General features: G+C 45.2%; 20 protein-coding genes and 1 other RNA gene. 16 read left to right on the top strand and 5 right to left on the bottom strand.

Annotation, left to right across the window (positions count from 1 at the left end):
• Positions 1 to 162: 162 nt before the first annotated feature.
• Positions 163 to 498 (top strand): hypothetical protein, encoded by a 336-nt coding sequence (locus V7R88_RS10295; protein WP_057717755.1) that lies wholly within the window; start codon positions 163 to 165, stop codon positions 496 to 498.
• Between the two features lie 72 nt (positions 499 to 570).
• Here V7R88_RS10295 and V7R88_RS10290 read toward each other — a convergent pair whose 3' ends face one another.
• Positions 571 to 951: a VOC family protein gene (locus tag V7R88_RS10290; RefSeq protein ID WP_027822957.1), complete on the bottom strand. Its 381-nt coding sequence runs from the start codon at positions 949 to 951 to the stop codon at positions 571 to 573.
• 1,016 nt (positions 952 to 1,967) lie between these two features.
• Between V7R88_RS10290 and V7R88_RS10285 the strand changes: the two genes are divergently transcribed.
• Positions 1,968 to 2,555 (top strand): GNAT family N-acetyltransferase, encoded by a 588-nt coding sequence (locus tag V7R88_RS10285; protein WP_003642738.1) that lies wholly within the window; start codon positions 1,968 to 1,970, stop codon positions 2,553 to 2,555.
• An 84-nt stretch (positions 2,556 to 2,639) separates the two neighbouring features.
• Positions 2,640 to 4,193, top strand: coding sequence for an ABC-F family ATP-binding cassette domain-containing protein (locus tag V7R88_RS10280; RefSeq protein ID WP_054397691.1), 1,554 nt, complete (start codon positions 2,640 to 2,642; stop codon positions 4,191 to 4,193).
• Positions 4,194 to 4,453: 260 nt separating this feature from the next.
• Here V7R88_RS10280 and V7R88_RS10275 read toward each other — a convergent pair whose 3' ends face one another.
• Complete coding sequence (locus V7R88_RS10275) at positions 4,454 to 5,644, bottom strand: GGDEF domain-containing protein (RefSeq protein ID WP_027822673.1); 1,191 nt, start codon at positions 5,642 to 5,644, stop codon at positions 4,454 to 4,456.
• Positions 5,645 to 5,867: 223 nt separating this feature from the next.
• Between V7R88_RS10275 and V7R88_RS10270 the strand changes: the two genes are divergently transcribed.
• Positions 5,868 to 6,098, top strand: coding sequence for a hypothetical protein (locus V7R88_RS10270; RefSeq protein WP_003642741.1), 231 nt, complete (start codon positions 5,868 to 5,870; stop codon positions 6,096 to 6,098).
• Between the two features lie 25 nt (positions 6,099 to 6,123).
• Entirely contained in the window at positions 6,124 to 6,345 is a 222-nt protein-coding gene (locus tag V7R88_RS10265; RefSeq protein ID WP_003642742.1) for a hypothetical protein, read from the top strand.
• 146 nt (positions 6,346 to 6,491) lie between these two features.
• On the opposite strand, the gene V7R88_RS10260 is transcribed toward V7R88_RS10265, so the two are convergent.
• Positions 6,492 to 6,956 carry an Lrp/AsnC family transcriptional regulator gene (locus V7R88_RS10260; RefSeq protein WP_015380658.1) on the bottom strand — a complete coding sequence of 155 codons (465 nt, stop codon included), beginning with the start codon at positions 6,954 to 6,956 and terminating at the stop codon, positions 6,492 to 6,494.
• Positions 6,957 to 7,177: 221 nt separating this feature from the next.
• On the opposite strand from V7R88_RS10260, the gene V7R88_RS10255 reads away from it, so the two are divergent.
• The 7 genes from V7R88_RS10255 (at position 7,178) to V7R88_RS10225 (ending at position 12,989) form a co-directional block, all read left to right on the top strand.
• Positions 7,178 to 8,071 carry a C40 family peptidase gene (locus V7R88_RS10255; protein ID WP_021356572.1) on the top strand — a complete coding sequence of 298 codons (894 nt, stop codon included), beginning with the start codon at positions 7,178 to 7,180 and terminating at the stop codon, positions 8,069 to 8,071.
• Positions 8,072 to 8,137: 66 nt separating this feature from the next.
• On the top strand, positions 8,138 to 9,001 hold the full coding sequence (locus V7R88_RS10250) for an alpha/beta hydrolase (RefSeq protein WP_057716950.1): 864 nt from the start codon (positions 8,138 to 8,140) through the stop codon (positions 8,999 to 9,001).
• Between the two features lie 561 nt (positions 9,002 to 9,562).
• Positions 9,563 to 9,727, top strand: a complete 165-nt coding sequence (locus V7R88_RS10245; protein WP_003642746.1) for a hypothetical protein — start codon at positions 9,563 to 9,565, stop codon at positions 9,725 to 9,727.
• A gap of 58 nt (positions 9,728 to 9,785) precedes the next feature.
• The gene (locus tag V7R88_RS10240) at positions 9,786 to 10,529 is read left to right on the top strand and encodes an NUDIX hydrolase (RefSeq protein WP_003642747.1); all 744 of its coding nucleotides are present in this window, start codon (positions 9,786 to 9,788) and stop codon (positions 10,527 to 10,529) included.
• 105 nt (positions 10,530 to 10,634) lie between these two features.
• Positions 10,635 to 11,822 carry an MFS transporter gene (locus tag V7R88_RS10235; RefSeq protein WP_003642748.1) on the top strand — a complete coding sequence of 396 codons (1,188 nt, stop codon included), beginning with the start codon at positions 10,635 to 10,637 and terminating at the stop codon, positions 11,820 to 11,822.
• 213 nt (positions 11,823 to 12,035) lie between these two features.
• Positions 12,036 to 12,353, top strand: coding sequence for a hypothetical protein (locus V7R88_RS10230; RefSeq protein ID WP_054397699.1), 318 nt, complete (start codon positions 12,036 to 12,038; stop codon positions 12,351 to 12,353).
• A 75-nt stretch (positions 12,354 to 12,428) separates the two neighbouring features.
• The gene (locus V7R88_RS10225; protein WP_003642750.1) at positions 12,429 to 12,989 is read left to right on the top strand and encodes an ECF transporter S component; all 561 of its coding nucleotides are present in this window, start codon (positions 12,429 to 12,431) and stop codon (positions 12,987 to 12,989) included.
• Between the two features lie 302 nt (positions 12,990 to 13,291).
• Here the strand turns inward: V7R88_RS10225 and ssrA are convergent.
• Positions 13,292 to 13,663, bottom strand: a transfer-messenger RNA (tmRNA) gene (ssrA, locus tag V7R88_RS10220).
• An 82-nt stretch (positions 13,664 to 13,745) separates the two neighbouring features.
• Positions 13,746 to 14,684 (bottom strand): DMT family transporter, encoded by a 939-nt coding sequence (locus V7R88_RS10215; protein ID WP_011101810.1) that lies wholly within the window; start codon positions 14,682 to 14,684, stop codon positions 13,746 to 13,748.
• Between the two features lie 196 nt (positions 14,685 to 14,880).
• Between V7R88_RS10215 and V7R88_RS10210 the strand changes: the two genes are divergently transcribed.
• The 4 genes from V7R88_RS10210 (at position 14,881) to V7R88_RS10195 (ending at position 19,124) form a co-directional block, all read left to right on the top strand.
• Entirely contained in the window at positions 14,881 to 15,150 is a 270-nt protein-coding gene (locus tag V7R88_RS10210; protein ID WP_003646616.1) for an ACT domain-containing protein, read from the top strand.
• A 9-nt stretch (positions 15,151 to 15,159) separates the two neighbouring features.
• The gene (locus V7R88_RS10205) at positions 15,160 to 16,503 is read left to right on the top strand and encodes a PFL family protein (protein WP_003642754.1); all 1,344 of its coding nucleotides are present in this window, start codon (positions 15,160 to 15,162) and stop codon (positions 16,501 to 16,503) included.
• A 372-nt stretch (positions 16,504 to 16,875) separates the two neighbouring features.
• Positions 16,876 to 17,604 carry a response regulator transcription factor gene (locus V7R88_RS10200; protein ID WP_003646617.1) on the top strand — a complete coding sequence of 243 codons (729 nt, stop codon included), beginning with the start codon at positions 16,876 to 16,878 and terminating at the stop codon, positions 17,602 to 17,604.
• On the top strand, positions 17,601 to 19,124 hold the full coding sequence (locus V7R88_RS10195; RefSeq protein WP_338816223.1) for a HAMP domain-containing sensor histidine kinase: 1,524 nt from the start codon (positions 17,601 to 17,603) through the stop codon (positions 19,122 to 19,124). Before V7R88_RS10200 ends, V7R88_RS10195 begins: the two co-directional genes overlap by 4 nt.
• Positions 19,125 to 19,163 lie beyond the last annotated feature (39 nt).

Genomic DNA, 19,163 nt, shown 5'->3' with positions numbered 1-19,163 from the left:
AAGTGCCACCTAAATCGAAAAGATTTAGGTGGCACTTTTTTTGGCATTAGTTATCGTGTCAACTGGTGACAGCAAATGAACAACTTGATGCGGGGACAGTGCGTTTGATTGCTTCCCACTGACTCCCACGATATACTATTGGCATTATAGGGGGGCGGTAACATGATTGACGAAGTATTAGTATTGAACTCAACGCCAACGGGGATTTTACAGAATTCAGTTTCAGGAAGCATGGTGATTGACGCGGCACTTGATGCACGACTAGTCAAGCGACTAATGCAGGCGCTAACTCAATCGATGCTTAAGGTCAGGGTTGCAACCGCGGACGACTTACCGGTGACCGGCCGTCAATTGCTGGTCGTCAGTCGACCAGTGGCAGCCGTGTTGGACTTACAGGCTAGTGCGCAAGTCCTAATTTATCCAGAAGCAACGGGACTGACCGCTGCTGGAATCACACAGCTAGCAGCGCAGATTGATCAACGATTAATATCCGGATAACGATCCAAAGACGCCCAGAGGAGCTGTTCACCAATTTACGAACAGTTACTCTGGGCGTCTTCGTGACACGCTTTAATGATAGTTACTAATTTCAATTAAGTTGTTATCAGGGTCGCGAACATACAGTGACGTTAACTTGCCATGGGCACCAGTTCTTTCAACCGGCCCGGCAATCACATCCACGAAATAACTCTTTAAGTGATGCTGGATATCATCAATATTATCCTTCGCAATCAAGCAAAGATCTGCACTACCGGGTGTCGGCTTAGCCGCAATGGGTTGGTGTGGCTGGTCAGTGGTCTGAAAGTTAATTTTTTGTTTACCCACTAAGACAGCTTGACGGTCACCATCGAAGGTCACAATGGGAAGGTCAAATACTTCATGGTAAAACCGTAATGACCGTGCAATGTCAGTAACGGTTAGGGTCAAATGATCGATATCGCGAATATTCACAAGCTCAAATCCCTTCAAAAATAAATTCATTATTAAACATGTTGTACTCATTAGGCCTGGCATGAATCATGATTAAAACGGGCCTGATTTAGTTGGATTCCTGTTCGTCAGCCGGTGCGCGTCCTATTCCGACCTCCGGGGCTGGGTGACAATTGCTGGAACGTAAGCCGACGTCGATTTGAGCTAACGCATAGCCCGCGTCATCTCAAATACGAGTCTTATTCTAAGCCGGAAGAAAATCACTTCCGCCTAAGAATAATTTGGCTACTGAGCATTGTCACCCAGCCCCTCCAGTCGGTAAGCCGCTCGAATGGCTGATGAACGGCCACTTAGCTTGGTGCAATTGGTCGCTGACTATTTTGATGATGGAACCTTAAAAGAAACGTTAGGGTTACGTTAACCACTTTGTTGAAACGTTCGATTATTACTACGGTGACGTTGAAATAGGGAGCTATCTCAACGTCACTTTCTGCCTGACAGTTGATCGACAAAATTACTGTTTATGAAGAACAATGACAAGTCCACCAAATGTTGGGCACGCACATGTCTGCCATTCGAATACTATCCCGACTGGAAGGCGTTTCTGACAATGCCCAGTGGTGAAATTTCACTTAGCAAGCGTTCTTTGCTTGGTTAGTGAAAGGCCAGTATTTGAGACGTGCTTTTTCGGCTCAAATCTGTGCCCACCACGTTCCGGCAATTGGCAGAAATGCCTGGAGGTCGGTGTAGGACGAACCAACCAAGCAGGTTTACACTAATCCGAACCGTTTCCAGCGGTCCTAAGCTAGCCGTTTTTGAACTTACACAACTGGCATATTTTAATCATGATTCATGCCAATAATAATGAGTATAAGGCGATGTAATTCAGTATACCACGATTGATAATGGGCGGATGTGGCAGTATTTGGGAAGTGACTCAAAAAATAACAACTGTAACCGTTCACACCGAACGCGACTTTTGACAATGCCTGCTTTTCATAGTAATGTAGGTGTTACTATAAGAAGGAGGGCTATTCGTGATAACAATTCGACCAGCCGATCAAGACGACGCGGGCCAGATAGCACCGCTAATTAATATGATTTTTGATGAAATGCAACTTGAGGAACTAGACGACATTCCTGAACCTGACTTAGAGCAGGCCATTACTGCTGCTTACCGGACACCTGATTATTTGTCTGGTAAGGCAACGACGGTAGTGGCCGAGGCCGATGGTCAAGTGGTCGGGGTAGCGTTTGGTTATCCTGACAAAAATGAGGACGCGGTGGACGACGTGTTAGCACGAGTTACTGCGAATAATGATGCGTTTGGTTCAGCATTTGAAGCTGAAGCAGAAAGTTATGAGCACGAATGGTACCTGGATTCGATTGCGGTCGACCCGAATTATCAGGGTCATGGGATTGGCGGGAAGTTACTCGCCGCCCTGCCAAGATATGCACGACAAGCTGGTCAAAAGCGGATTGGTTTGAACGTTGACATGGCTAATTTAGGAGCGAAGAAGCTCTATGACCGTTATCATTACGAATCGGTAGGGATTAAGCCTATCGGTGATCGGATGTACTTCCATATGCAATATGAACTAGATAAAGACTTGGTGCTAGCTTAGTATCAGGGCTATCGCAACGGGCCTCGTGACATGACGGGGCCCGTTTTAATACGGGGCAAAATGAAAGTGTAGGTTGAAAACAACATGGCTTTACTAGAAGTAACGGATTTATCGCAAAGCTTTGCGGACCGTAAATTATATGAAGATGCCAATTTTACGCTGGAACGCGCGGATCACATGGGCATCGTTGGTCAAAATGGGGCGGGTAAGAGTACCCTAATTAAGATTTTAACTGGTCAGATCTTACCATTATCTGGTCAGATCAAGTGGCAGCGCAACGTTCGAACTGGCTATCTGGATCAATATGCCGATATTCCAGCCGGCATGACGCTATACGCCTTTTTGAAAACAGCTTTTCAACGCTTGTATGATTTAGATGCGCAGATGCAACAACTTTATGCGGATTATGCTGAAAAGATGGATGACCAGTTATTGGAACGTGCAGGTCGGATTCAGGAGACCTTGGAAGCCAATAATTTTTATGATATTGAGACAGAAATGGAACGGGTAATTACCGGACTAGGATTAGATGAAATCGGTCGGGATCACGTCATCAGTGAGATGTCTGGTGGTCAACGGTCGAAGATCATCTTGGCTAAACTATTGCTGGAAAACCCGGATGTGATTATTCTTGATGAACCGACGAACTACCTCGATACGGCGCATATCAGTTGGTTGGAAGATTATTTGAACGGCTTTGAAGGGGCCGTTATGGTGATCTCTCATGACTATGATTTCTTGCAACAGGTCACAAACTGTATTTGTGACGTGGCATTCGGTAAAATTATTAAGTACCGGGGCGATTTTAAAGCGGCTATGCGGCAAAAAGAAGCACGTAAGGAAGCCCAACTGAAGGCGTTTGAAAAGCAACAAGTTGTGATTGAAAAAGCCGAAAAGTTCATTCGCAAGAACAAGGCCGGTTCAAAGTCAACGATGGCGAAGTCACGGGAAAAGATGCTATCGCATTTGGATCGGGTTGATCCACCGAGTGAAAATGAACACGCCAAGTTTGCCTTTCCATACCTTGATACGGGTTCTCAAAATGCATTGAGTGTGACGAAGCTGTCTGTTGGGTACGGAAAGCCGTTGTTGGAACCCGTGACTTTTACGATGACCAACGGTGAAAAATTAGCGTTTAAGGGCTTTAATGGGGTTGGTAAATCAACTTTGATCAAGTCAATTTTAGGTGTAATTCCAGCGTTAAGTGGTAAGTCAGATTTTTCGCCATCTGCTAAAATCAATTATTTCAATCAAGATTTGGAATGGGATAACCCACAGTTGACACCGTTACAGACGATTCAAAATGAATACCCTACGATGTTACCGAAGACAATTCGGACTAAGTTGGCTAAGTGTGGGATTAATGCGGCGAATGCGATGAAGCCCATGCACTTACTCAGTGGGGGCGAACAGACTAAGGTTAAATTAGCCTTGCTTGAATTGGTTCCAAGTAACTTCTTAATTATGGACGAACCAACGAACCATTTGGACGATGAAACTAAAGAAGGCCTCAAGCGTGCATTGCAGGCTTTCCAAGGTAATCTAATCTTGGTTAGTCATGAGAGCAGTTTTGTGAATGGCTGGGTCGACAAGGAATTGAACGTCGAGAAACTCAGTTTGAAAGAACGACAAGGCTAATTCTTATCCTTTTTAATAGCAGTCCATGCTTGGGCTTGTCTGTGGACAGACATTCAAGCATGGACTGTTTTTGGATGTCCTGATTAGGAGAAAATTATTTTTAGCTGACTAGTTAATTTGAAAATGGACTGCTGGCGATTCAGTAATTATTGGACCGTCAGCGCGCCATTGTCCCCATCGGTAATCGCTAAACCCCAAAAGGCCGTTAATTTGTAAATCGGGAACGAATTTACAAATTAACGGCCTTTTGGGAACAATTATTAATCCGTTAGTAATTGACTTTCAACCGTGGTCTGGTCGCGACCGGCCTGCTTGGACTGATAGAGGTAGTCGTCAACGCGGACGAACCAATCAGTGAAAGTCTGGTCGGTTGGTTGCAATTCTGAAATACCAATTGAAACGGTCACGTTCAACGTTTGAGCGTTAAATTTGATTGGCACTGTTTTCAGTTTACGCTGAATCGTACGCATTATTTGACCAGTTTCAAGCGCTGAGATGCCACGAAAAATGATGACGAATTCTTCACCGCCATAGCGGAAGATCTGACCGTGAGTGCTGCGCTGATTAAGTTCAAGTTCAACAAAATGCGCCACGTGTCGGAGTACGGCGTCGCCAGCCAGATGGCCGTACTGATCGTTAAAGGCTTTAAAGTGGTCAATATCGAACATGACCATAGTGACGGGCCCCATTTGATGGTGCTGATACGCGGCAAACACTTCACGCGCATGCGTGTCAAAGCTGGCGCGGTTACGAATACCGGTTAATTCATCGTAATTGACTTGTTGATCAAAGGTGAGCACTTCATTGAAAAACTTTTGGACGCGATTGACTGCTAAACGAATCAACCACATGTAAAGGACAAAGGCTAGAATGATGACGAGTGTATGGCTCAATTTGAACGGATGAACTGACCAAATAACGCCCCACCAAGTGCCACTATATAGTATTTGGAACAGGAGATACTTCCATTGAATAGCGTGTAATTCTTGATAGTTATGAGTAATATAGACGACTGTACTAATCAAGATAATGGCCATGGCCAGAAAAACTGGCAGGTACTGCGTGCTGTGGCCCAACCAGATGGCCTGACCATAAATGAACAATGGCATTAACAGGTTAATAATTTCAACGGCCAGGTTGCGCATGGTGTTAAGGCTGAACAGAAGAATCGTTAATTGAACCGTTGCGTAGGTCCAACTGATAATGCTACCTGAATTCAGCGTAATGAATATTTGTCGTAATAGGATCATACTAATGAGGACACTTAAAGCCTCGGCACCATGGGCCACAATAGTCCAATATCGATTTTGACGACGATGGACCTGTTGCTCTAGGAGGTAGGTCAGAATGGTCATTAGGGTGATCAGGCCAATTGTAATGAGAACGACAATTAGCATTTTGATATTAAAAAGATCTCGGCCTAAGCTCGATAGCGTAAGTAGATGTAACACAGTGCGCCCCCATAATTGTTGCGTTTAATTAATTTGTCCTTTAATCATAACACGTTACGCAGGTAACTGTTAACAGCAGCTTGCAATAATTTAAAAATCATCAAACAGTCTTTACTGAAAAATAACCTAGTCTTTACATAAATATGATGATGATTTAGGCCTCAATACGGCATACTTGCCATGTAAGGTTAGATAGCAAACGCAATAAAAAGGAGTTTGTAAAATGCTGCATGGAACGTTCTATGGTGTGATCTTGATTAGTTTCTTGATTGGTATCGGCGTGCAGTGGTATTTTCGTGAATACTTTCAATTATTAGTGTTCGGTCATAGTGTTGAGATTTTATTTATGATGGTATTAGGTTGGTACCAGTTCGGCATGCTCGTTTTACTACCGCTGTTAGTTTTATGGGGAATTGGACTTGGTGCAATTTATGTGATGAACCGATTCGCGTAATTAGTTTGTGTCGTGGAGGTGCCCAATGAGACGATGGTTTGTGAGTTACACGCTAGGAATGATTGTTGGTGCGGTGTTATTTTTGTGTAGTTTAGTTGCCATTCATTGGTTGGGACCACAATTATGGGTGGGCGTGGCTTTAGGTGGGAGTCTATTGGTAGGCTGTAATATTGGCTTAGAAGTTCTCAAGCGTCATTATCAAGTGACGACACCACAAGCGATTTTTAGGTTATTGAATTGGTCCTGAGGTGCCCATAACTGATAGTTGGGTTTGATTTGAAGCGGGCTACCGATCTCTGACATTGCAATTGGAATTCATTAAATAGGCGCACCGAGAAACTAACATGGTTTCTCGGTGCGCCTATTAAGCTACAGTTTCCCTGTGCATGCGGATTAATGATTAATTTTAGACATGTCATGATCATCGGGCAACGTGAGGCCACGGTTAGGGACACTTGTTGAAAAGACGATCTGAGTACTCGTTTTTCCAAATGTTTGTAATTGGTTGACAAACTCGTCTAATGCCTGCGTTGATTCGAAAATCACTTTCAAAATTTGAGAGTATTCACCCGTGACACAGTCACATTCGAGAATATTAGGAATGCCGGCAACAAATGGGTAAAAGCGCTCCTTTTGCGTTGGTTCAAGTTGGAGTTGAATATAGGCTTTTATGTGGTAATTGAGCTTTTCAAAGTTAAGATTTGCTTGATAGTCACGAATGATGCCACTCTTTTTCAGACGAGTGATGCGAGCGGAAATTGCGGGCGAAGAAATGAAGCATTGATCGGCGAGCGCTTTTAAGGAGATTCGCGCGTCGGCCTGCAAGGCGTTCAAAATCTTCAAATCGGTTTTATCCATCGTTAAAACGCCTCCTAAGTAATTATTAGTATCATAGCATACTTTCACAGTGATTTTTAATATTTAGTGTAAAGTTTCTACTGAAAGGATAGCTTCTTAACGTGCCGAGGTGCCACGGCGGTGTGGGGCGATCGATTAAAGTTAAAATCACTTCAAGGTTTGACCAGGAAGCCAGACGTGGTTCCGGAGATATGGTAAACTGAAAAAATGAGGTGACTAGAATGCAATCAACACGGATCATTGCGGCCGTTGCGAACGTGTGGCGGCAGCCAAACAATACGTCCATCGATACTCCGGCACTAGCAAATGTCGGCTTACAACCATGGTTGGCGCAGTTATCAGATGAAGATACTGTGGCTTTGGAACGCGACAATCGCATCGTGACGCAGGCGTTATTTAACGACGTCTTTTTAGTCGAACAGTTTGTCAATGGCTGGGCCTATGGTTACGTTGTTAATCAGGCCGACTCCCGGCATCCACAGGGGTATCCAGGATGGGTATGGGCGGCGCAATTGTCGACCGTCCCATTGCCGGTTCAAACTGGGCCGATGATTACGATACGGCGTGGTTTTACGCCGTTACTACGCTTAGATGGCCGTACGTTCTTAAATCTTAGCCTTGGAACGGAACTACCCGTTATTAGTAGCAAAGATCATCGTTATTATACGGTCCAGACCCCACTCGGAACGGGCAAAATTGCAAAACGTGCGACGCAGTTTGCATTTAGAACCGCGCGCTTGACACCGGGAGCGACACTCGTTCGACTCGGTGAAGAATTCTTGGATTTACGCTACCTATGGGGTGGCATCAGTGCTTATGGTTTCGATTGTTCTGGATTCGTCTATACCTTGCATCGCAGTCTAGGTATTTGCTTACCGCGCGATGCTCAGGATCAGATCAAGCAAGGAGTGGCGGTCGACTTAGCAAATGCCCAGCTTGGGGATCTGTGTTTCTTTGCTCATAATCATGGGAACGGTGCGGTACACCACGTTGCCCTATATGCCGGTGATGGCTGGCTATTACATGCACCCACGCCTGGCAAACACGTGACATACTTGCAGTTAGCAAGCACTTATTTACAAGATGAGTTGGTCGCTGTCAAACGAAATTGGTAATGTGAGTTCAACTGACCTAGATTTAATTAAAGTAGAATATTTCAAAATATTAATGGGGCGGATAAAGTGAAACAAATTAAATGGTGGCTGTTGGCAGTCTTATTAGTCGTTGGCTTAACCGGTTGTGGTTCTCAAACCACTAAGAAACAAGCAACGCAACGGGCGGCAAGTACTAAAAAAATATCGCCGTATGTGAATCAACAGACCCCCACATTTTACGTCCACGGGTTTCAGGGGAGTGCGAAGTCAACGAATACCCTGATTGCGCATGCTGAAAAGACTGCTCATGCTCACAAGGTTTTGGTGGCAACGGTCAGTACCAGTGGTCAAGTGACGTTGACGGGTAAATGGCGTGGTCGGGTGCGTAACCCGATAATTCAAGTCGTGTTCAAGAACAATCTGGCCCAGTATGACCAACAGAGTGCTTGGCTGGCTAAGGTGATTACCACGGTTCAACAACAGCACGCGTTTAAACATTATAGTATCGTCGCACATTCTGCGGGCTGTGTCGCTAGCGTTAATATGCTGATGACGCAACAAACGACGACTTTTCCGAAGATCAATAAGTTAGTAACGATCGCTGGCCCGTTTGATGGGGTGGTCGGGGAAGATGATGTTGCTAATCAGAACTCGTTTCTGACTTCTGGGCAACCGAAATATTTGCATGCAGCCTATGAATTATTGGCAGCCAAGCGGAACAATTTTCCTAAAAATGTGCAACTATTGAATATCGTGGGAACCTTGAACGATGGTAGTCATTCGGACAGCTTGGTCACCAACGTGTCGGCCCGTTCCATCAAGTATTTATTGCGTGGGCGGGATGTCGATTACACCGAAAAAGACTTTTATGGGGCCCATGCACAGCACAGCCAGTTACATGAAAATGCTAAGGTAGCACTGGCAGTTGACCGCTTTTTATGGCATCGATGATATGACTGAGGCTCTGCTAATCAGTAGTTGGTTTGGGATTGTGAGTCAGTCACGTTACGCAATTAGAATCAAAATCAAACAAGCTCATCCGGCCTTAGTCAGGTCAGATGAGCTTGTTTGATGATCGTTATCCTGAAGTCAGCGGGTTGGTCTGGGCTAGAGAAAGAATAGAATATAAGCCGTTCGAATAAGGTGGTACAACGCATATAGGGTAATTAAATAAACAACTGAGATACCGCCATATACGGCATATTTATAATTGCGCATGTAAAAACCTCCCTTATAAAATTACCTTTAGTGTAAATCGGAATCTGTTTTTACACAATGCAAACGCCTTCATTATTAGGGCTAAATTTAAATTAAGTCAAAGAAAGAGCATTCTGTTAGCGATAACTTCAAAAATATGATAAAGTTAATTGTTAGTTCGGTGGACTTCACGCTGCCGGATTAAATTTACCTCAGATTTTGGATAAATTAATTTTTAGTATCATGTACTTGCCCCAGTATTGAGTATTAGAATTATTTACAGATTTCCTGAGCATTAGGAAAGGATGTAATTCAATGCGCGTTACCATTAATCGCGGTCAAGAGGTCTACACTGATATTCCCTTAATGACCGCCCGACATCGCTATATCAAAGCGGATGTCTGGGAAATAAAAAAAGCAATTATTGAAAAGTCAGCCATTAACGGGTGGACGGTTCAAGCGCTACAAGCAATGAATTAAAAAATAAACAACGGCCACGGCATTTGCCAGTGGCCGTTTTTGTAGGAGGACGATTTGAATGGCGCATGAAGTCAGTTATCGGCCATTAATCAGTATTACGAACGTAATCTGGAGTTTCGATGCAGTGACCAAGCAACTGCTGGTCCTGCTTATTCAGCGTGATCACGCTCCTTTTGAGAATACCTGGGGATTACCGACGACTTATTTGAGAACGGATGAGAGTGCGGATGAAGCCGCATTGCGATTAGTTCGTGAGAAGTTGGGCGTCCAGCTTGCCCAATTCCATACAGAACAGTTAGGGACGTTTACCGCGGTCGATCGCGTGCCGGGTGAACGCTCACTGGCGTTGACGTATATGGTTTATTTGCCAGTCAAGCCGGAACTAGTTCCGGGGTATGGTGCGCGCGATGTCAAGTGGTTTGCCATTACGCCGCGGGTGGATCGCGATGATCTGGTCGCTGATGGTTTGGCATTTGCTGGTGTTCCCGATTCGCAGACGGAGCGGGAGTTTTATCAACGGATCGCCAAGCAGTTGTTAACCGCCGATCATGGCCTGATCTTAAGAAACGCCCTACAACGTGTGCGCAATCGCCTGGACTATGCTCCTACGATCTTATTAGTGTTAGGTGAGCAGTTCACACTCAAACAGGCGCGCCAGCTGTATGCGATTTTGTGGCGGCAGCCAGTGGCAACTATCGACAATTCAAACTTTCGTAAAACCCACGTTCATTTATTTACAGAGGTGGGGACAGCCCGACCTGGCTCTTCTGGACGCCCCGCTAAGGTATACCGGCTAAAGTAGTTCATTTGACACGTCCAAGTCGGTATGCTACTTTTATAGCACCATAAAGGTAAAAAATACCTAAATTAGTGGAAGGCTAATTAGGAAATTTGGGGGAGTATTGGAATGGTCGAAAGTAAAAGAAATAGTGCTAAGCTATTATGGGTCATCGGGACGGCCTGGCTTTTTGATGCGTTAGACGTGGCCCTGCTATCATTTGTGATGCCGGTTATTAAAGAAAGTTGGCAGCTAACTGCAGGACAGTTGGGAGCAGTCAGTGCGATCACCACGCTTGGCATGATGATTGGGGCCTTGGTATGCGGCTATTTAGCAGATAAATTGGGGCGTAAGCCGGTCCTCATTGGGACGCTACTGCTCTTTTCGCTTGGTAATTTGTTATTGACGATTACCCCGAACGTCGAGTGGTTCTTAGTCGTTCGGTTGTTGACTGGCATTGGTCTGGGGGGTGAACTACCGGTTGCTGCGACAATGATTGCTGATCATTATACGGGAACACAGCGCTCACGCATGCTAGTCCTGGTAGATAGTTTTTGGGCGTTTGGTTGGATTGCAGCATCGTTATTGGCCTTTTTAGTGATGCCACACATTGGTTGGCGGATGACGGTCTTAATCACCGCCTTAATGGGGTTGTATGCGTTGCTGTTACGCCGACACTTACCTGCAGAACAGGAGGCTAATCGGCCACAAAAAGTTGATTTTAGACAGGCATTGCGGCAAGTGTGGTCCGCTAAATATCGACGAGCTACGATTTGCCTCAGCATTCTATGGTTTGTGATTATGTTTGCCTATTACGGTATGTTTTTATGGCTTCCAAGTGTTTTGGTGTTGCGCGGATTTTCATTAGTACATGGGTTTGGCTATACGATGTTGATGAGCTTGGCGCAACTTCCCGGCTATTATCTAGCTGCGTGGTTGATCGGCGTCGTCAAGCGTAAGGCGGTATTGGCAACTTATCTGATTGGGACGGTCGTCAGTGCCGCAGCTTTTGGGACGGCCAATAATCCAACGATGATTCTGATTAGTGGTGCATGGTTGTCGTTCTTTACGCTAGGGGCGTGGGGAATTATGATTGCTTTCACACCGGGGCAATTTGCGCCCGCGGTACGGGGAATTGGTATGGGCGTTGCCCAGTCAATTGGCCGCATTGGCGCAACCATCGGCCCATTTTTAGTTGGTGCACTGATGGCAATTGGATTTGGCATTCCGGCAATTTTTATGGTGTTCGTGGCCGTACTCTTACTCGGTGTTGGGGTATTGCTATTCGGGTTACCGAATCAAGAGACGGATGATTAAGTATCGGTGGCAGATATAAATTAAATCGTAAGTTAAATTTACTTATATGGAATGGACTAGTGATGTGGGCGCTGTTGCTGAATTTGAATTGAAATGATTCAATAATATTTTTTGTGAAAGTTAAACGAGCTCAGTGATGACGCGGCTTTGAGGGTGTCATTTGTTGCGAAGCCAAAGTGAAACTCCTATGATTACACTGAGGAGTTGAAAAAAATGGCAAAGGCAAAAGCACGTACGACCCAACCGAATGAACGATTAAGTGCCCAACTAGCACTTGCCAGCATGGCAATTGAGATTCGAAGCGATGTTGTGTTGACCAGGTTAGTTGCGCGGGCTCGTCGCCGGCTTAATAGTAGTGGTGACAGTATTGCTATCGCGCACCAAATCGCTGTTGATCTAGGTTATTATTTAGTGTGTCATCAATACAAAATGCCCCGAGCTGCTTATGATTTGTTGGCAGTTGCGTATGAAGTAAGTGTTGAGACGCCCACACGAGCGACTATTATTCAGTTACCGTCACGAAAAAAATAGACTAGGACTATCAATTGATTCACACTTATATTAGAATATAATGATAAATAGATGTGCAAAATTGGAGGGAATTGAATGGGAAGGTCTGAACAATTAAAAAAGCTCGTCTTGGCAGGGTTATTTGCCGCCATTATTTTTATTGGTATCAGTGTATTACGAATTCCGTTGCCCGCGATTGTTGGGCGGCCATTTATTCATTTTGGTAATATTTTGACAGTGCTCGCAGTGATGCTGCTTGGTTTTGGCTATGGTGCTACGGCTGGTGCAGTGGGGCTTGGCTTGTTTGATATTCTGAATGGGTATGCCGCAACTTCGTGGTTAACAATTATTGAAGCAATTATTCTGGCCGCGATGGTCAACCTGAGTTTCAAGTCAATCGGCTATCGTGAAGATCGTATCGGCCGGCTTTACTGGGTATCGTTAGTCGCAGGGCTCACAAAAATCGTCACTTCGTGGTGTACAGGCGTGATTGAGGCCTTAATGGTGGGAACAACGCTCAAGGTTGCCATGATCGGGTCCTTCACGAGTTTATTAGCAGCGACCATTAATGCGGTGGCATGTGTCATCATTGTGCCGTTATTGTATCGGATCTTAGTACAGGTTGGGTTTAACCGCCAGCGGGTCGGTACGGTCTAAATGGCCGCATGCTAACGCAGCTGGATTAGTGCCGTGAGCGCTTATTATTTTAACAGACTGGTTGCAATCCACTTTAACACCGTTGGCTGTGGCGTTTATAATTATTGGATAGATTTCGGTTGATCAGGTTAACCATGGTTGTATTATCGGTAAAAAAAGCCCTTTCCAATTTGGAAAAGGGCTTTTTACTGAAGTAGCACGCTAATCAAAATAGGACAAAAAAAGCTATCCCGTTAGGATAGCTTTAATGAATATTGATATAACAAGTGTTCTGGAGCTTATTACATCACTTTGAAACTCAGTAATGGAGATGGCGAGAGTCGAACTCGCGTCCAAGCATATTGCCCCTCGGATATCTACGCTCATATTCATACTATTTAAATTTCATCATTGCAAACGCCGTATGACAGGGCACCCAGCAATGACTAACCTGATTAGTCTCTTCTCGCAACTCCAGGTGGAAGCTTTGAGCGTAAGTCCACTAAATTTAGGACCCAGATCCAGAACATGGACGATCCTGGGAGGATCTACGTTAAGCGCTTATTAGGCAGCTAAAGCGTAAGAATTGTTATTATTTTTTGCAGTTATAATTTAAACTGAGCGTTTTTACGTAGACGCAACCTACGAAGCGCAATCCGAACTCAAACTATACCTGTCGAATCCAGAACATCCCCAAATTCAACAATCCTAGTTTAGCACAGCTCAACTGTTCTGCCAACTAATCTGTCTACTGGTCATGACAATCATTACAGCAGTTTAAGATGAAGAGTGTGCTCGGCGGCGCCGCAAAAAGTGCAACATTTTATGTGTGTTCAGTGAAAGTGCCATGACTGCCAAGATGATCAGTAAGCCGCCGATAAAATCGAAGCTAGTGAGTTGAACGTTTAGAAAAGTAATCGAGAAAACCGTCGCGGCTAAGGGCTCGAAGGCGTCCATCAAACTGGCCGTTGTCGGTAGAATATCGCTTAAACTACGCGCAAACATCAGGAAGGGGGCCACCGTTCCTAAGAGAATAATGACGATTAACAAGCCTAATTGGGGCCAGGTAATCGTCAGGTGGACACGCCACATGGGTTGTAACAAGGTTAGAAACAGACCCGCAATCAGTAACCCCCAGCCAGTGACGGTTAATGCGCCATACTTTGGTAAAATGGTTCGCGGAATCAAGGTGTTCGTGGCGACCCCGATGGCGGATAAGCCGCCCCAGAACAAGATGACGGGTGAAATTGCCAGACTGTTTAAGTGACCGTGTGTCACGATCAATAGTGTCCCGATAAAGGCCATGATCATACCAATCAGTTCGATACGACTGGGTGTCACGTGCTTAAATAAGAAGTAATAGATGCTGATAATGAATGGGCCAAGAAATTGAATAATCGTGGCAATCGGGGCATTACCAACGCGAACCGCTTCGAAATAGCAAAGTTGAACCGGAATCAGCCCCAGCAAACCGTAACTCACCGCTGTCCAAGCGGCATGGCGGTGATGCCAGATTTTAAAGGGATGTTTACCAGCCACCATCCCCCAGACGAGTAAAATCAAGCCTGCACTGATCATGCGGACCTGCGTTAGCCACATTGCGGTTAGATGCGGATTATTGATGAAGAGGGTACTCGCAGCCACCCCTGAGATACCCCACAGAATACAGGCACTACTAGCGAGTAAGACGCCCCGTAAATGATTTTGTTGTGTCAAATTACGACTCCTTTCTGAAAATAATAAGCAATTTTCATTATAGCAAAGGTGCGTCTGGGAACCTATGTTTATGAGGAATCTCTTATTATTCTCATGGGTTACTTCATCAAAAGTAACGGGTGCGTTTCAGAAGAACTCATGCTATGATATGAACAATCAAACGCGAATAATGATGCGTCTAACGGAGGCTATAAAGATGAAAGCAATTATTACCGTTGTGGGACAGGACCAAGTGGGAATTGTCGCAAAAGTAGCGAACGAGTTAGCACGTTTAAAAATCAATATTGTCGATATTTCGCAAACCTTGATGGATCATAATTTTACCATGATGCTATCGGCGGAATGGGATGACCAGCAATTAAGTTTTGCGGCGGCCAAAGCGGCGTTAGAATCGCTCGGTGAGGCATCAGAGTTAACGATTCGAATTCAACGGCAAGCGGTTTTTGACGCAATTCAGAAGTTATAGGAGGCGGCCATGGAAAGTCGTTCAATTTTAGAAACAATTCAGATGGTGGCCGAGGAAAATCTTGATATTCGTACAATCACAATGGGCATTTCGCTCTTTGATTGTGTTGATAGTGATGGTGAGCGGGCCCGGCAAAAAATCTATGATAAGATCACGACTAGCGCGAAGGACCTGGTCAAAGTGGCCGCTCAAATTCAAGAAGAGTACGGTATTCCTATCATCAATAAGCGAATTGCGGTAACGCCGATTGCATTGATTGCGGCTGCGAGTCAGGATCAAGACTATGTCGCGTACGCAGTAACCATGGAACGGGCAGCTCAAGCGCTAGGTGTCGATCTCATTGGTGGTTTCTCCGCACTGGTTCAGAAGGGGTATCAGAGTGGGGACCGCAAACTGATTGCATCGATTCCCGCCGCGTTAGCTGCAACTAGCCGTGTTTGCAGTTCGGTAAATGTCGGGTCGACACGGGCTGGAATCAACTTGGACGCGGTCGGTGAAATGGGTCGTATTATAAAGCAGATTGCGGCTGACGATCCAGTCAATTGCATGAGTTTAGTGGTATTTGCCAATGCGGTCGACGATAATCCGTTCATGGCGGGCGCTTTTCACGGTGTTGGTGAAGCTGATCGAGTTATTAACGTTGGGATCAGTGGCCCTGGTGTCGTAAAACGAGCCTTAGAAGAAGTTCGCGGTCAGTCGATCGACATTGTGTCGGAACAAATTAAGAAGACGGCGTTTAAAGTGACGCGGATGGGGCAATTTGTTGGGTCCATCGCGTCAGAACGGTTGCACGTCCCATTTGGGATTGTTGATCTATCACTGGCACCAACGCCTAACGAAGGCGATTCGGTTGCTGAGATTCTGGAAGAAATCGGGTTGGAAAGTGTCGGTGCGCCGGGAACAACGGCGGCGTTGGCCTTACTGAATGATGCCGTGAAGAAGGGTGGCGTGATGGCCTGCGAACATGTCGGTGGACTGTCGGGTGCCTTTATTCCGGTTTCTGAAGATGCTGAGATGATTCGGGCGGTCAGTGCTGGTCGTTTGAATATTGAAAAACTGGAAGCGATGACAGCAGTGTGTTCAGTTGGTCTGGATATGATTGCAGTACCTGGTGATACTAGTGCCGCGACTATCAGTGGGATGATTGCCGATGAAGCTGCGATTGGGATGATCAACAACAAAACAACGGCGGTGCGCGTCATACCAGCTACCGGCAAAGGTGTTGGTGATGCGGTTGAATTTGGGGGCTTGTTCGGTCAAGCACCAGTTATGCCGGTCAACACCAATCAACCAACGACGTTCATTAAGCGTGGGGGTCATATTCCGGCACCAATCCACTCCTTTAAGAATTAGGCACAGTGGACGTTGTGAAGGGGCGAACCGGCAGTCATCCTGAACTTAAATGGTGACTTCACGCTCGCAACTCGTGAAATGTAACTGAATGATGCACGATTTCCTGGTCGGTATGAACGGCAGAAAATCGTGCTTTTTATGTCAGTGAGCATGACTCTGGTATGATGTGTGACTGATGTGCCAAGATTATTAAGTGTCCCTCAATGATGGGATGACACAGTTATTTCACAAATCGTGCACGCTTTGCTATTAATTTGTTGTTATACTAATCCTGAATCCTAGCGCGAAGTAGGGTATGATAATAGATAGGTTAATAAATGATGATTAATCAACAAAGTTAGCAATCGTAATTAACTTGGAGGACGTTGCACTATGAAATTATTAATGATTGAAGATAATAAATCGGTCTCTGAAATGATGGCCATGTTTTTTAAGAAGGAAAAGTGGGATGCCCATTTTGCTTATGATGGCAATGAAGCTGTCGAAATGTTCAATGAAGATGTCGATGGCTGGGATATGGTGACGCTCGACTTGAACTTGCCAGGCAAGGATGGCATGCAAGTTAGTGCGGATATTCGCAAGGCTTCCCCAACTGTACCAATTATTATGTTGACGGCCCGTGATTCGGAAAGTGATCAGGTACTTGGCTTAGAGATGGGCGCTGATGATTATGTCACCAAGCCGTTTTCACCGATTACACTGATTGCTCGGATCAAGGCCCTTCATCGCCGAGCAGATTTGGCTAAGACCACGCCGGCTGACCAACCTGCCAGCACGGTGAGTTCCTTTGATGTTCAGACGGACCATTTTAAACTGAATACCAAGACGCGGGAAGCCTATTTAGCAGACAAACAAATTCAAGACTTGACCCCCAAAGAATTTGATTTATTGAAGACCTTAGCTCAAAAGCCGCGGCAAGTTTTCTCACGCGAACAACTTTTGCAACTGGTCTGGGACTATGAATATTATGGTGACGAACGTACTGTGGATGCACATATCAAAAAATTGCGCCAAAAGATTGAAAAAGCTGGGCCACAAATTATTCAGACGGTTTGGGGGGTCGGCTACAAGTTTGATGATAGTGGAGTTGACGCTCAATGAAACTGATTTATCAACAAATGCTAGCGTTCTTTGCCGTCATTATTACGGTAATCGTCGTCCTCGGATTTTCATTTATTCGAACGACTAGAACGATGCTTTATCAAAACTCATGGCAACAATTGCAGCAGTACGCCGCGAGTATTGAAAAGGAAGCTATTCGGTATAATACGAAGACTAATCAAGTTGTCGGGTTTAATCAACAATTTCTAAATGATGGGACCGTCATCTTACGAGATCAACATATTCACTTTTCGGTATATGATGCTAACAAAAAGTTGGTCTATCCAAGTGGTATGGGGACAACAATGAGCGGGACCCCCGGTGGCTCGATTTATGATCCCAAGATCTCAGCCAAAGATTGGAAGAAGCTGAAGCGGAATAAGATTATTACGCAGTCGCCCCACGTCACGTTCAGAACACGCAATCGTGATCAACCCGTGAATACACCGTCGTTGCGAACCATTGACGTTTTAGTGCCACTTTTCTATAGGAATGGAGCAACGAAGAAGTTTGTTGGGGCCATCTCGATTGGGTCGTTTGAACAGACCTTGCAGGCCAATGAACAGCAGATCGAAAAAAATCTGTTCATTGCACTGTTAGTCTCAGGGATTGCGGCTCTGTTGTTAAGTTACATTTTGGCACGTTATTCCGTTCGTCGTATTAATCGATTGCGGTACGCGACGCATTCGGTCGCAAATGGTGATTTTGACATTCAAGTTGACAGTAATCATAAGGATGAGATTGATGACTTGGCGGATGATTTCAACGGCATGGTCAACTCCCTGCGAACTTCCAATGAAGAAATTAAGCGACAGGAAAAGCGGCGTCGGGAGTTTATGGCCGATGCGGCCCACGAGATGCGAACGCCGTTGACTACGATCAATGGTATTTTGGAAGGGTTAGCGTACGATGCTATTCCAGAAGAAGACAAGGGTCATTCAATTGAACTGATGCAAAATGAGACGAAACGGTTGATTCGACTAGTCAATGAGAACTTGGATTACGAAAAAATTCGGACCGGACAGATTGCTTTGAACAAGACCAATTTTGATGGCGCCGAGGTTTTGCATAACTTAGTTGAACAGCTCACAAAGAAAGCGGCCGCTGCGGATGATGAATTCAAGCTGACGGTTCCCGAGAAACTGCCAGTATGGGCCGATTATGATCGCTTTGTTCAGGTCTTGTTTAACATCATGCAGAATGCCATTCAGTTTTCACAAGCTAACGTGATCGAAGTAACGGGTAGCCGTACGGATCATGCGACGGTTGTCGCGATTCAAGACCATGGGATTGGGATGACACCGGACCAAGTCAAAAATATTTGGGAACGGTATTATAAGGCTGACCCATCACGAAAGAATACGAAGTATGGTGAATCAGGTTTAGGGCTAGCGATTTCACATCAATTAGTCCAACAACATGGTGGTTCGATCAAGGTTGACAGTGTGGAGAATGAAGGGATGTGTTTTACCGTTACTTTCCCAGATGAAGGTTTTGATAAACCGATTATTGATGATTAACGTGATAGTTTAAAGCGGGTAAATCCGTACGGACCGGGC

Source organism: Lactiplantibacillus argentoratensis (assembly GCF_037290055.1).
In the GTDB taxonomy this organism is placed as follows: Bacteria; Bacillota; Bacilli; order Lactobacillales; family Lactobacillaceae; genus Lactiplantibacillus; species Lactiplantibacillus plantarum.
The sequence above is the reverse complement of the archived record's forward strand: the minus strand, read 5'-3'. Positions and strand labels throughout refer to the sequence as shown.

Coding starts and splice junctions, on each gene's coding strand:
- V7R88_RS10295 (WP_057717755.1), top strand. CDS start 163: ATGATTGACGAAGTATTAGTATTGAACTCAACGCCAACGGGGATTTTA.
- V7R88_RS10280 (WP_054397691.1), top strand. CDS start 2,640: ATGGCTTTACTAGAAGTAACGGATTTATCGCAAAGCTTTGCGGACCGT.
- V7R88_RS10270 (WP_003642741.1), top strand. CDS start 5,868: ATGCTGCATGGAACGTTCTATGGTGTGATCTTGATTAGTTTCTTGATT.
- V7R88_RS10265 (WP_003642742.1), top strand. CDS start 6,124: ATGAGACGATGGTTTGTGAGTTACACGCTAGGAATGATTGTTGGTGCG.
- V7R88_RS10260 (WP_015380658.1), bottom strand. CDS start 6,956: ATGGATAAAACCGATTTGAAGATTTTGAACGCCTTGCAGGCCGACGCG.
- V7R88_RS10255 (WP_021356572.1), top strand. CDS start 7,178: ATGCAATCAACACGGATCATTGCGGCCGTTGCGAACGTGTGGCGGCAG.
- V7R88_RS10245 (WP_003642746.1), top strand. CDS start 9,563: ATGCGCGTTACCATTAATCGCGGTCAAGAGGTCTACACTGATATTCCC.
- V7R88_RS10240 (WP_003642747.1), top strand. CDS start 9,786: ATGGCGCATGAAGTCAGTTATCGGCCATTAATCAGTATTACGAACGTA.
- V7R88_RS10235 (WP_003642748.1), top strand. CDS start 10,635: ATGGTCGAAAGTAAAAGAAATAGTGCTAAGCTATTATGGGTCATCGGG.
- V7R88_RS10230 (WP_054397699.1), top strand. CDS start 12,036: ATGGCAAAGGCAAAAGCACGTACGACCCAACCGAATGAACGATTAAGT.
- V7R88_RS10225 (WP_003642750.1), top strand. CDS start 12,429: ATGGGAAGGTCTGAACAATTAAAAAAGCTCGTCTTGGCAGGGTTATTT.
- V7R88_RS10210 (WP_003646616.1), top strand. CDS start 14,881: ATGAAAGCAATTATTACCGTTGTGGGACAGGACCAAGTGGGAATTGTC.
- V7R88_RS10205 (WP_003642754.1), top strand. CDS start 15,160: ATGGAAAGTCGTTCAATTTTAGAAACAATTCAGATGGTGGCCGAGGAA.
- V7R88_RS10200 (WP_003646617.1), top strand. CDS start 16,876: ATGAAATTATTAATGATTGAAGATAATAAATCGGTCTCTGAAATGATG.
- V7R88_RS10195 (WP_338816223.1), top strand. CDS start 17,601: ATGAAACTGATTTATCAACAAATGCTAGCGTTCTTTGCCGTCATTATT.